At 57.1% G+C, this 13,123-nt stretch carries 9 protein-coding genes; 1 reads left to right on the top strand and 8 read right to left on the bottom strand.

Annotated features, from left to right (window positions below):
- Positions 1-309: 309 nt before the first annotated feature.
- A complete protein-coding gene (locus tag H663_RS25460; RefSeq protein ID WP_053169537.1) occupies positions 310-1,506 on the bottom strand; it encodes an aminotransferase-like domain-containing protein in 1,197 nt (398 codons plus the stop codon).
- Between the two features lie 52 nt (positions 1,507-1,558).
- On the opposite strand from H663_RS25460, the gene nth reads away from it, so the two are divergent.
- The gene (nth, locus tag H663_RS25455) at positions 1,559-2,203 is read left to right on the top strand and encodes an endonuclease III (protein ID WP_053169539.1); all 645 of its coding nucleotides are present in this window, start codon (positions 1,559-1,561) and stop codon (positions 2,201-2,203) included.
- 474 nt (positions 2,204-2,677) lie between these two features.
- On the opposite strand, the gene H663_RS25450 is transcribed toward nth, so the two are convergent.
- The 7 genes from H663_RS25450 to H663_RS25420 all read right to left on the bottom strand — a co-directional run bounded on the left by H663_RS25450 (position 2,678) and on the right by H663_RS25420 (position 12,892).
- Positions 2,678-3,988, bottom strand: a complete 1,311-nt coding sequence (locus H663_RS25450) for a serine hydrolase domain-containing protein (RefSeq protein ID WP_083451030.1) — start codon at positions 3,986-3,988, stop codon at positions 2,678-2,680.
- Between the two features lie 150 nt (positions 3,989-4,138).
- Positions 4,139-4,339 carry a hypothetical protein gene (locus H663_RS41260; protein WP_133239969.1) on the bottom strand — a complete coding sequence of 67 codons (201 nt, stop codon included), beginning with the start codon at positions 4,337-4,339 and terminating at the stop codon, positions 4,139-4,141.
- 103 nt (positions 4,340-4,442) lie between these two features.
- Positions 4,443-6,383 (bottom strand): cytochrome c/FTR1 family iron permease, encoded by a 1,941-nt coding sequence (locus tag H663_RS25440; RefSeq protein WP_053169545.1) that lies wholly within the window; start codon positions 6,381-6,383, stop codon positions 4,443-4,445.
- A gap of 12 nt (positions 6,384-6,395) precedes the next feature.
- Positions 6,396-7,562: a PepSY-associated TM helix domain-containing protein gene (locus H663_RS25435; RefSeq protein ID WP_053169547.1), complete on the bottom strand. Its 1,167-nt coding sequence runs from the start codon at positions 7,560-7,562 to the stop codon at positions 6,396-6,398.
- 16 nt (positions 7,563-7,578) lie between these two features.
- Positions 7,579-9,687: a TonB-dependent receptor gene (locus H663_RS25430; RefSeq protein ID WP_053169549.1), complete on the bottom strand. Its 2,109-nt coding sequence runs from the start codon at positions 9,685-9,687 to the stop codon at positions 7,579-7,581.
- Complete coding sequence (locus H663_RS25425; protein WP_053169551.1) at positions 9,684-10,949, bottom strand: MFS transporter; 1,266 nt, start codon at positions 10,947-10,949, stop codon at positions 9,684-9,686. The genes H663_RS25430 and H663_RS25425 overlap by 4 nt, the downstream gene beginning before the upstream one ends.
- On the bottom strand, positions 10,949-12,892 hold the full coding sequence (locus H663_RS25420) for an IucA/IucC family protein (protein WP_083451031.1): 1,944 nt from the start codon (positions 12,890-12,892) through the stop codon (positions 10,949-10,951). The genes H663_RS25425 and H663_RS25420 overlap by 1 nt, the downstream gene beginning before the upstream one ends.
- Positions 12,893-13,123 lie beyond the last annotated feature (231 nt).

The raw sequence follows: 13,123 nt of genomic DNA, 5'->3' as shown, positions 1-13,123 counted from the left end.
TTGCCGCGTCGCAAGCTCCTCGCAATAACACCCATACCCACCTCAGTCATTGCCCCCACTTCCGTCATTGCGAGCGAAGCGTGGCAATCCAGCTTAAACGGTCAAGCTGGCAACAAAGCCCCGAACAAACACCCCAGCTGGATTGCCGCGTCGCAAGCTCCTCGCAATGACACCCATACCCACCTCAGTCATTACCCACACCACCGTCATTGCCCACACTTCCGTCATTGCGAGCGAAGCGTGGCAATCCAGCTTCTGCGGTCAAGCTGGCGACAAAGCCTAGATCAACCGCCCGAAATAGATTGCCGATCAAACCGCCTTGGCCAATCGCTCCACGCCTTCAAGGATCTTGTCTTCGCCTACGGTGGCAAAGCTCAGGCGGAAGGTGGCGTGATCGGGGTTGGCGCAAAAGAACGGCGTACCCGGCACAAAGGCCACGCCCTGCTCGATGGCGCGTTTGGCATAGACATTGCCGTCATTCACCTTTCCGCCTGCACCCGTGAGGCGCGCCCAGACGAACAAGCCGCCCTGAGGCTGCACAAACTCGACCGCATCGCCCAATTCACGGCGCAGCGCATCGCCCATGATTTGGGCACGCTGGGCATAGACAGCACGCACTTTGTCCAGCGTGGCGGGCATGCGACCGGCCAGCAGGTACTGCGCTGCCGTGGCTTGGGCAAAGGTGCTGGTGTGCGCGTCGCTGAACTGTTTGCACATGGTGGCGCGGGCCAGCAATTCGGCCGGGGCGATCATCCAGCCCACACGCAGGCCGGGAGACAGCACTTTGGACAGCGAGCCGCAATGCACCAGCAGCTCACGGCTGCCGGGCACGGTGCTGCTCAAGGCCAACAGGCTGGGCGGTGGGGCTTCGCCAAAATACAAATCGCCATAAGGATCGTCTTCGACAATCAAGGTCTGGTGCTTGACGGCCATCTCCAGCACCTGTTTGCGGCGTTCGGCGCTGAGCAAAGCGCCGCTGGGGTTGCCAAAGGTGGGAATCAGGTACACAAACTTAGGCTTGTGCGCGGCGATCAGCTTTTCCAGATCGTCGGTTTTCACGCCGTGGCCGTCCACCGGGGCGCTGATGAGTTCAGCCCCATACAAGCGAAAGCACTGGATGGTGGCCAAAAAGGTCGGGCCTTCCACGATCACCTTGTCGCCGGGGCTGATCATGGTCTTGCCGATCAAATCGAGCGCCTGCTGGCTGCCGGTGGTCACGATCAGTTGGTCAGACGCCACATCCTTGGCGCCCTTTTGGCGCATGAATTGAGCCAGTTGATCGCGCAGCGGGCCATAGCCTTCCGTCGCGCCGTATTGCAGGGCTGCACCCGGGTCTTGGCTCAAGGCTGCATTGCTGGCTTCGCGGATGCCTTCCACGTCAAACATGGCGCTGTCAGGAAAGCCGCCCGCAAAGCTGATGATGCCGGGTTTGCCCAGGAGCTTGAACAGCTCGCGGATGGCGGAGGTTTCGACGTTGTTCAGGCGGTCGGCAAATTGCAAAGGCATGGTGTATCTTCCCGGGTTGAATTGGCCCCCATTTTGCCAACATCTACACCCCATGAAGACCGCACAGATCGAATCTTTTTTTGCCACCCTGCAAGCCGCCAACCCCATGCCCGTGACCGAGCTGGAATACACCAGCGTCTTTGAGCTGCTGGCCGCTGTGTTGTTATCAGCCCAAGCCACCGATGTGGGTGTGAACAAGGCCACGCGCAAACTGTTCCCGGTGGCGGGCACGCCCCAAAAGATTCTGGATCTGGGTTTGGAGGGGCTGGAGAATGACATCAAGACCATTGGCCTGTACCGAAGCAAAGCCAAACACTTGATGGAAACCTGCCGGATTCTGGTGGAGCAACACGGCGGCCTGGTGCCCCGCACCCGCGAAGCTCTCGAAGCTCTGCCCGGTGTGGGCCGCAAAACGGCCAATGTGGTGCTCAATTCGGCTTTTGGCGAGCCGACCATGGCGGTAGACACCCACATCTTTCGCCTGGGCAACCGCACGGGCCTGGCCCCGGGCAAAACACCTTTGGAAGTGGAGCAAAAGCTGCTCAAGCGCATTCCATCCAAATACCTGGTCGATGCCCACCATTGGCTGATCCTGCATGGGCGCTATGTGTGCCAGGCGCGCAAACCGCTGTGTGGGCAGTGCGCGGTGGCCGCGTTTTGTGATTTCAAACCCAAGACGAGTGCCTCCACGCATTGAACAAGATGATGGGACATGGCGCACCAACGTCGGACTCTGCGAGTGCCGACCTACAAGGCAGCGCTCTCGTAGGTCGGTGGTCGAAGACCCCGACGTGGGCCCGGTGAAGCCCTCTAACCTTTGCACCCGAACCGCGCCCAAGCCTGCCAACGTCGGACTCTGCGAGTACCGACCTACAAGGCAGCCCCCTCGTAGGTCGGTGGTCGAAGACCCCGACGTGGGCCCGGTGAAGCCCTCTAACCTTTGCACCCGAACCGCGCCCAAGCCTGCCAACGTCGGACCCTGCGAGTACCGACCTACAAGGCAGCCCCCTCGTAGGTCGGTGGTCGAAGACCCCGACGTGGGCCCGGTGAAGCCCTCACACTTTGCCCCCCAGGATCGGCGCCCAAGCCAGTAAGCGTCATACGCTGAGAGTGCCGACCTGCAGACATTTTCCCCTTCAATACTTCACAAGGTCGAACCCTTCATGTCTGTTCAATACCGCTCAGTGCGCCCGCCCAGCGACTGAAGCACCCCCATCCAGAATGCCGCTCTTTCCGCATAAGGCTCTGGGTCCTGGTGGCCGCTGGCTTGGGCATAGACGGCGGTTTGCACCATCACGATCCCCGTGGCAGGCTGCACAAACACCGATTGGCCATGTACACCCTGGAACGCAAAACTGCGCTCTTTCAAGGGGTGCAGCCAGAACTGGTAGCCGTAGCCAAAGTAAGGCGTGGCCTTGTAGGGTGCAAAAGCGGCGGGCTGCAGCGCTGCATCAGTGGCCTCGCGTAAATAGTCTGCGGGCAGTATTTGCTGCTCACCCAACTTGCCGTCGTTGGCCATCAAGACACCCAGCCGCCCCCAGTCGCGCAAGCTGGCGTTGAAGCAAAAATACGCCCCAGCTTGCCGGTCCCGACCGTTGCACCAAAAGGCATCACGTTCGGCCCCCATGGGTTTCCAGAGCCAGTCACTGGTCAACTCGGCCATGCTGCGGCCCGTGGCCCCCGTCAGGACGCGGCCCAAGACTTCGGTTTCGGAGCTGGCATAGACAAATTTTTGCCCCGATAGGCTGTGGCGGTCTGAAAACGAGCGCAGCACGCTGGCAACCGTTGGGGTTCCCGTGGCGAAACTTCGCGAGAGTTTTGAGACATCGTCCTGCCCGTCGTAGCGTTCGGTGAATGTCCGGCCAGAGCTCATGCGCAGCAAATGCCGGATCGGGGTCTGGCCGTAGGCGCTGCCCTGCAGGTCTTTGGCGTATTGGCCGGCCGGGTCATCGAGCGAGGCGATCAGCCCCCGTTGCAAGGCGGCCCCGATCAACATCGAGGTGACGCTTTTGGCCATTGAAAACGACAAGAACCGGGCGTCTTCGCTGCGTCCGTAACGGTAACGCTCGGCCACGATCTCGCCATTTTTCAGGATCAGCAAACCCGTGATGCGACGGCGCTCCAGGTACTCGTCCAGGGTATAGCCCAGGTTGCGGTAGCGGTATTTGATCAAGGCAGGCACGCTGGCCCGTGGCAAAGGCAAGACACTGTTGCCCCGCGCCACAGCTTCAGTCAAAACGCCAGGCACACGGTCAAGCGCTGACCAGGCACCTACCCTGTTTTCCATGGCCGTCCAGCGCGGCCCGTTGGGATAGCCCAGCGATTTGCCCAGTGCTTCTTCGTCGGGTTCAGCCAAGGCAGGTGATGCGCACACAGCAGCCAAGCAAGCTGCAGTCAAGGTCATCAGCAGCGCCCGACTCAGTGGGTTCCAAGCTGCGGCTTCCCGCTTGAACAAGATGGCCTTGTTTCTTCTTGAATTCATGGTTCGATTCCTTGCATGTCTGCCAACTTGGTACGGGTTGGCCTGCACGCCCGAACGTTCGCTGTCACTTTGATTGATTAATTCTCTCGGGGGAAATGCATCAAAGGGATGCGTGCTCTCGCCCAAGCGCCGCGTCTAGTTTTTACTGCTTCAAATCAAAAAAGCTGGTCGCGGATCAGACAGGAAGTGGGTATCTTCGAGCAGTGTTTTGCTGGAGTCATCGATCGCATTGAGAACATGCAAGCCATCGACAATCGGTGGCGCATGCGAGGACTTGTGCTGTGGCTTGATCGGCTCCAGCGCGCCTTCGGGATCGAACAGGATGTCAACGTCGCAGTGCACGTCACGCACTTCATGGATGCCTCATCCCAACTTAAGTCGTGTCATTGAGACAGCCGATAAAGGTCTGCCAGGGTTGCCCAACAAAACAGGTGAGAACCGCAAAAGCTGGCCATCAGATGGCACCTCCACCCTTTGAGTCGACCACAACGGCCCTCCTTGTTCGTGTAGCCCACCACAGGGCTAAAACGCCTACCACGATGGTCCCTGCTTGCGCGGTCATCGTTTGCAGCGTGGGATAAATTCCGAGCAATGGCAACCTGATGAAACTGATGGCGTCACTTCCGATCTTGCCGGCTTCCTGCAACGCGGCGATGCCCTGGCCCGTGAAGATCACGGCCAGTACCACAAGCAAGATGCCCGACGCCGAAAAGAATAAGCCCATCGGCAGCTTCACGCTGGCGCGCAAAATTGCCCAAGCCACGGCCACCAGCAGTGCCGCACCAACAGCCAGGCCCCCAAGCAGTGCAGCGTGACCTTGCGGCCCGGCCTGGGTCGAAAGTGCTTGATAGAAAAGAACCGTCTCGAACGCTTCTCGGTACACTGCAAAAAACGAAACCAGGCCCAGCGTCCACACCTTTCCACTTGAAAGCTTGCCGGTCACTTGGTTTCCGATGAATTGCTGCCAGGCTTGGCTGTGCGATTTGCTGTGCAGCCAGAAGCCAACATACAGCAACATCGCTGCTGCGACAAGCGCGGTGACACCTTCGGTAATCTCGCGGCTGGCACCGGAAATCTCCATCAGATAGTTGGAAACTGCCCAAGTGACCAGACCCAGCGCGAGCGCGGCGACCCAGCCGACATGAATCCATCGGCGTGCATCCTTGCGTCCGGCCCGAGCGGTGAAGGCGAGAATCGCGGCCACGACCAGGATCGCTTCGACACCTTCACGCAGAAGGATCACCAGTGCGCTGACAAAGGTCGTCGCCGGTGACAGTTGCGTATCTGCCAGCGCTGTACGCGCCTGCTCGAGTGAGGCCAACACGATGGTGCCTTCCAGTTCGATCTGGCTCAGCGGCGCTTGCGCCTCAAGCGCGCGGCGGTAGGACATCATCTCGCGCTCAACCCTAGCCATGAGCGCGGCGTCGATGTTTTGCAAACTGGTTTCAACCAGTTCGAAACCTTCGAGATAGGCCTCGATCGCCAGCTGCGAGGCCTGCTCCCGGTTGCCTTGACGATAAGCCTCCAGGCTCCGGGCGAGCGTGGCCACGGCAAAGTCGATGGGTGCGGGTTTGCTGGCGGTGAGCGTTTGCGGTGAACTTGCCAGGAAAGCCTGCAATGCGACACCCTCATCACCGTAACGCGCCTTCACCTCATTCATGGAAAGTGTGGACACGTTGACCAAATCCGGGAAAAGCTCGCGCCCCTTGCCCTCGTGCCACAGCGAAGCTCCCTTTGTCTGCAGCGCCTTATCTACGGGTAATTGAGCGACAAAAAAGGCCAGCGCCCAGCGGTCTTCTTCGCTCAGTTGGTCGAAGGGTGCCATGGCTGTGCCGCTTACGCCCAAGGTGACTGTGTTGTACAGGCCATAAGCGCTGCGTTGCGCCATACGGTTGAGATCGTGAAAATCGGATGGCTTGGGGTCAAGACCTGTTGCCGCCGGACCATCGCCCCTTCCCGTGTGCCCATGACAGGCGGCGCATTGCGTGGCATACAGCCCAGCGCCGCGTTTCAGATCGGGTGTGCTCTTCGGGATCACCGGGACCTTGTAAGCACGAATGACCGCCCAGCGCAGCGCATTGGCTTTGGCAGATATGTCCGAACCGGGGGCCTTGGCTTCAATCCCTCGTGCGAGCGCCGTTGCTTCGACGATCAACGCCGTCTGCACCGGGTTGGCAGGCAAGCCTTTGAGCAATGCTTGCGCTTGACCAGAGAACTCGATCATCTCTTTGTATTCATCGATATTCTTGATCTTGCCGTCCTCGACCGCACCCGCGTAATCCACGGCAATGTAGTCGAGCAGGTGCAGCACAGTGCGGGTCGGCTCGGCGGCATGCGCCATGCCGGACAGCGCCAGCACAAGAGTCGACAGCCATGAAACGATGCGATGAAACATATTTACTCCCCATTAATTTTTTCGCTTCAACCAAATGCCCATACCGGTCATCAAGAACAACAAGGGCACGAGACCGAAACAACTGATGAAAATACGGCCGGCCCATCCAAACGCTTCGCCGTTGTGCAAGGGGAACAACCAATTCAAAAACGTATCGCCACCCCTTGCGCGCAGAGGGTCTCGCACTTGCAGCAGTTGACTGCTGTAGGCATCAATCGTCAAGCGTGTCGCGCCGTCGCCTTGGCGTATTTCGCCTGGCTGCCGTACGCGGATTTCGTAAGGCATCAAAGGCTTGGCAGGTAAGGCGATGCGCGAGACCCGGGCATGGGGGTAATGCGCCAGAGCGGCTTGCATCGCCTGTCCAGGCGAGATCGGTGTGCCTCGGATGGGCGCTTGGTTGGTTTTCTTTTCAGACACCGACACGGTCGCTACGCTGCTGACAATTGGGAGCACCCAATGGGGCATGTTGAAATACCACCCCGAAAATCCAAGCACTATCAACACAGGGGCGGAAAAAAAGCCGACTGTCCGATGAAGACTGTAGTTAAAGCGTGGCCACGAGCCTTGATGGGAAATCGTGAACGCTTGCCTGAACGCTTTGAAATTGCGTTTGGGCCACCACAGCACGACACCCGTCATGGACGTGATGAGCAGGACCAGTCCGGAAATGCCAATCACGGTCTTGCCGAGATCACCCGCAAGCAAATACCGATGCAGATGCAGCAGTGTCGGCATCAAGAGACGCCTTGAAACCCCAATTTCTCCCCAGTTTCGCTCACCTGAGATCTCCAGCGTCAATGGGTTGACCATCACCTGACGGGCGGTTTGCAGTGCCAACGGCGAATCCTTGTGGGATGGCTTTGTGCGATACCACGCGATGAGTGGCTCATTGGCATGTGGCGCCAGTGTGATCTGCGTGGGTATTCCGTATTGCGGATCGGTTGATAGCCGTTCAAACATGTCCTGGACCTGCACTGGCGTGATCGATGCGGGACGATCTGCGATGACGCCGGGGGCAGGCGCGATATGAAACAAGTCTGGATTGAGCATACGGTCCAACTCGTGCAGCCAGGTGATGGCGCTCCCTGTGAGTCCGGACAACACCAACAAGCTGCCGAAGCACAGCCCGGCATACAAGTGGATCTGTCGAAAGACAGAGCGCGTTTTCCAGCGAATCATTCTGCAAGAGCCCAGCTCAGAATCGGTAACGTGCACTGACAAGCAGTGAACGCGGTTCACCGGGCATGTTGTAGTCATTGGCACCGCTGTGCGCCGCAACATAGTACTTGCGGTTGAAGAGATTTTTCAGCGTGATGGCAACGTCGTATTTTTTTTCCTCGTGGCCGGCACCGAGATTGATCACGCCATAACCCGGCAGCACGGTCAGATTGTCCGGTGAGGCGTACCTCGCCGACTCCGCACGACCGCCTGCCGCAACGTAATACCCGTCATTGAATTTGCGCTTGACCCACAGGTTCAGGCTGTGTCGCGGCGTTAATGCGGCCGTATTGCCCTGGAATGGTGTACCGGCAGATGTGCGCTCGGTTGACTCGGTGATGCGGCCTTCCATGTAGGAATAACCGCTGATCATCTCCCACTGCGGGGCAATCTCACCGGTGAAAGTCAGTTCGAGTCCGCGCGTGCGCTGTTTTCCAACGGGCAGTGCGAAGCCAGGATTGGCTGGATCGGCCACCTGAATATTGGTCTGCGACATGTCGAATAAGGCCGCGGTCAAGCTCGCCTTGGCGCCTATGTCCAGCTTGATGCCGACTTCCTTGTTTTGCGTCTGCGTCGGCTTGAACTGGTCGCTGTTCGCATTGAACACGAATGAATCGGAGATGGGTTGGAATGAACGGCTATAGGCCGTATAAAGAGAAACTTGCTCAGTGGGTTGATAGACCGCGCCGAGGCGTGGCGACAAGGTGTTGTCTGTACGTTCAAGATCGACATTGCGCGCAGTGCGATCGTCCCGCTTCTGTCTGAGCTGGTCATAGCGAAGGCCGCCCAGCACTTTCCATTGCGGACTCAGCGTCACGAGGTCTTGCAGGTACAGCGCCGCAATGTTGATGCGACTCTTGTTGTCGGCACTTGGAATAATGGTCGCAGGAAGCGGTGGCAAGGTCACGAGGACGGGATTAAACAAGTCGTAAGTCGCCGCATTGTTGCGCGAAGACAGCAACTCGCTCTTGTGCTGCTGACCCAACTCCAGACCGTAGAGAATTTGGTGCTGTGTTCCGCCCCATTGCGCCTTCTGCGATATTTCGTTTTGAAAGAAATAGCCATCTTCATCACGCAAGCGACGTGTTTGGGCGATAGTCACTCGCGCAGTGGGATTTGCGGTGACTTTATTGATGGTTGTGTAATTGCGATCGAGGGAATAGTTGTAGCCGCGCAATACAGAGTGCAGCTTCAGACCCGAGTGGAATGCATGGTCCAGCGTGACGGTGGTGCTGGCAACTTCGGATTGAACAAAAGCGCGCTCTCGCCCATTTGCTGCACCGTAATAGGTTTCTATCGGAACCTCGACCGGTCGACCGCGAAAACTCGGAACACCCTGATCGGCCAATCGCTTGTCTTTCAAATAATCCGCTTGCAACGTCAAGGTTGTTGTCGGTTTCAGCTTGAAAGTGACCGATGGCGCAACAACCTGTCGTTCAAGGAAATACTGGTGACGAAAGCCCGTCGAGTCTTCCAAAGCGCCGGTCAGACGAAACTGCGTCTGCTTGTCGGAACTCGTGGAGCCGATATCGAACTCCCCACGCTTTTGCCCCTGTGATCCGAGGGTCCCCCCCACTTCCATGATCGGTTTTTCCGACGGCTTCTTGGTCACACGGTTGATCAGGCCGCCAGCAGAACCGCGTCCATACAGCACAGAAGCCGGTCCTTTGAGTACTTCGACTCTTTCAATGTTCGACAGATCACGAAAGTACAAAGCATCGTCACGCACGCCATCGACAAATTGATCATTGATGGCCATGAAGCCACGAATTGTCACTTGATCACGCTGCCCATCGCCTACGCTGAAGCTCAATCCAGGCACGTTTTGCAACGCGTCTTGCACCGACAAGGCGTTTTGATCGCGCATGACGGCCTTGGGAACCACGTTGACTGCCTGCGGTACATCACGCAATGGCACCGCGATCTTCGTCGCGGCAGCAGATTCAATCGCCTCGTAGGAACCACCCTGATCGGCTTGTTCCTTGACAACGACCTCCTTCAATACAGTTTCAGCATATGCGCCTTGTGCGTTTGCAGCACACGCCGCTGCGACGAAAAATGACAATTTGCGAAGCTTGGGTTTCATTGTTTTCCTTGGTTGATGGGTTGAATGGGAGAAAGCTTGGATTTGTGCAGCCCAGTTGTGCGCTGCTGTTGAATGGGTCCTGGTCTTTTTCTCATGGCACGCAAACCCATGGCGGCCATTGCATAAATCGCGACAACCGGCCAGAAGGCGTAGTGAATGGGAATCCACGCCAGAATCAGGCTGCCAGCAATGGCCCCGAACAATGCGCCAGCTTTTGCAGCGCTGTTGCCGACGCCCAGCACACGGCCTTGTTGATGCGTATCCGCTTCGCGCGAAAGCAATCCAAAAAACACGGGTAGAAGTGCTGCCATGCAAACGCCCCACAGCACTCTCGCCAGCACAAATAGGCTTAACTCGCGGCTTGTCGCTTGCACGGCGACGATTGCCGCGCACGCCCAGCAAATCCACTGCACTTGGCTCAATATGACTGCGCGGGGCTTGTTTTCGAATCTTTTTGCCCAGAACGGTGCAGCGATGCACAGTCCCAACGCTGGTGCGCCGTAACACAAGCCAGTCACCCATGCCGGTGTGTGCAGGACCTGCTCTGCAAACAGTCCGAAAAATGTTTGCGGCATCATTTTTCCCGTTTGCACCAAAACGATCGCGAACACAAGCCCATACACTGCGCCGAAGGTAAACGGCTTTTGCGGGCTCATGCCCAAACTTGGATTGGAAGCAAGCGGCAATGCGGTCGGCAGCACCCTTGAAGCAACGATCGCACAGACCAAGCAAATCGCCGCAGCCACGACATTCAGTGTGCGAAATCCCAGTGCATCGAATATCCACCCGCCTGCCAACGGACCCGTCATTGCGCCGACTGCTGTCGCCACCTGTAATTTCGCCATCAAGCTGCCACGCTTGTCGCTTGGCACCAGACACGCGCCGTAAGCCTGTGCCGCAGCGATGAAACCGGCCAATGCACCCTGCACCAGCCGAGCAACGAGAATGGTCACGGTATCGTCTGCACTGGCGATCCATAGCTGCGTCACGGCCAATGCAAGCAATGCGCGCAGCAGCATCGGCTTATGACCGATGCGGTCACCCAAACGCCCCCACCAAGGTGTCAAGCACATCGCCATCCACATCGGGCCGGCATATGCAATCCCGCTCGCCAATGCCAGCTCGTGCGAAGTCAAATGCCCAAGTGCGCGCAGATGCTGGGGCCAAAACGGTGCACTCATTTCCATTGCGCCCATCGACAGCAACTGGATAACGAACAACGAGCGCAGCGCTGCGCGGTTGCTGATGACAGAAACAGCCATCAGAGTGCCGCCATTTTCAGTGGGTTGGGCATCTGGCCATGCACATCGTCAGAGGTATTGGACAGTCGCATGCGCATAAAGGACTTCGCTGGCCAATCGTTTTCCAAGATCGCGCGGCGTTCGACGTCCCAGCGCTGCAGTTCTGTGCGCGATTGCAGACGGTCGAACACAGACTCGGTCTCACGCCTCAAAATACGCCAAAAGTCTGCCTCCGGATGGTTATAGGTTCGCGACAACAGCAGTGCGAGCTCAGCAAGGTGGCACAACATGACTGCATGCAGCAACTTGTCTCGCACTGGCTCAGCGCATTCAAAAACTGTATGCCCCGGCCGGTAAAGCTCCAATTCCAGACCAGTTCGCCGTAAGGTCGGTCCATGCGCCCGCACGTCACCGAAGTCCCGCACCAACAACTGCGTCGGCTCGTATTGCTGATTGAGCATGATGAAACTGTTTTGCTGATGCGCCTCGAAAGCGATGCCGTACAACAGATAGGCGCTCAGCGCCGCGGTCACGACCGTTCTGACGTAGTGCTCAAAAAACTCTTGAGCGCCCCGAGGGTGATCGCCGAAAGAAAGACTGACCAGGTCCGTGACAATAGGTCGCCCATTCAGCGGCGAGTCGGCGAACAAACTGCCTACAGGCACTGGAAATAGCGCATCCGTGCATTTGGACATCGGATTGGCCCGAAACAAAACTGCCAAGTGCTTGGCACGTTCATCGTTACGGTCAGAGTCGACATAGTGCAAACCGACATCTTCTGCAAGGATGTCAAGCGTGCCGCCAAACCCGCTTTCACGATGAATCATTGTTGTGAGAAGCCGCGTCAGCCGCGGCCCCATCACTGCGGACTTGGGGGATAGAGTGCGTTGGACACTGGTCAAGCGCAAAGAAACCGGCAGCTTCATGTGCGGCAACTGCGCAGAGCCTTCGGGGACCAAGGTGCGAAAAGACATGGTCGGCGATGCGGGCAGGTAGACATCGGGCAGCAACAGCAAATCGCCCGCCGCAATTTCTGCAGAGAATTTTTGTTCAATCAAATGCTGAACTTGGTACGGATGCAGCGGCAACGGCAGCCATACGCGGGGATCTAGCTGTCGTTGATTCAGCGAAGCTTCCCACTTGGACCATGACTGCGGGAACGTCGTCGCAAACCAATGCTGGTAATTGCCGCAGTCATCGGAAAAAGCGACATGTGCTTTAGCCGACTTGATGGCTGCGATCGGAACCTGAAGCACGGGCTGAAATTCCGGTGAGTACGCGATCACCTCGTCCTTACTCAAACCAATTTTGGTCTTGTAGGCCGGATGCCAAGGATGTCCCAACGTCCCCCATTGCTCCAAAAAAAGTGCCGGATTCGCTAGCGCAGCACTCCTGACCGCTGCGATGAAACATGTCCGTTTTGCTCCGAGCTGGGACCTGATTTGCTGCGCCCAGTTCCGCCTGTAATTCAGACAGAGGACATCGTTTTGCATGCTGTTTTCCAGTTCACTGATGAGCCGTTGCAGGTCATCTCGAGTCCAACCGGGTAAGGAGTCAGCAATGCAATGCAGGAGCGCGGAAGCTGTTGAAACTGATTGAGGTCTTTCGCCTGTTTTATAGTACGAAATAGACCCTGATAGCAGGCAGTTCCCGATGCGTCCGATCTGAAGACCTTCAAAACGCAAAAGAGCTTGCTGCGACCAAAGTGGTAGCCAGGCAATTGACCCTTCCACGATCAAATGCTCTTTGATGCATAAATTTTCTCTGAATAAAGCCTGTAAGGTTCTTTGCAGTCCACGCTTCCTGGCTTCGTGTAGCGATTGCTCAGCACAAGGCGTCGGGACCGAAAAGGTCGCCCCATCAAAGGACTTCAAGATCGCGTTCATTTTTTTCCTTAATGACAAACAAGAATTCAAAAATGTTGATTCATTTTTCATTGATGTCTGTTCAATTTTTTTATCCATGCTGCTAACGGGAAATCAGTTGTCCTTGTCTTCGAAAACTTCACTGCGTATCTCAACAAAAGATCAGCCATTGACACGCCCCCCCCAAAAAAAGTGGCTCTTTGCGCCGTGATCGAGGGTCAAAGTTCATCTTGGAAAATATTGTAAACGAGAATCATTCTCATTCAAATCCGAAAATGCAAAAAGTTTTCACGAAGGTATCGTCTTCATGGAGCCCAGCGATGGTTGGGC

Source organism: Limnohabitans planktonicus II-D5 (assembly GCF_001270065.2).
Classification (GTDB): domain Bacteria; phylum Pseudomonadota; class Gammaproteobacteria; order Burkholderiales; family Burkholderiaceae_C; genus Limnohabitans_A; species Limnohabitans_A planktonicus.
The sequence above is the reverse complement of the archived record's forward strand: the minus strand, read 5'-3'. Positions and strand labels throughout refer to the sequence as shown.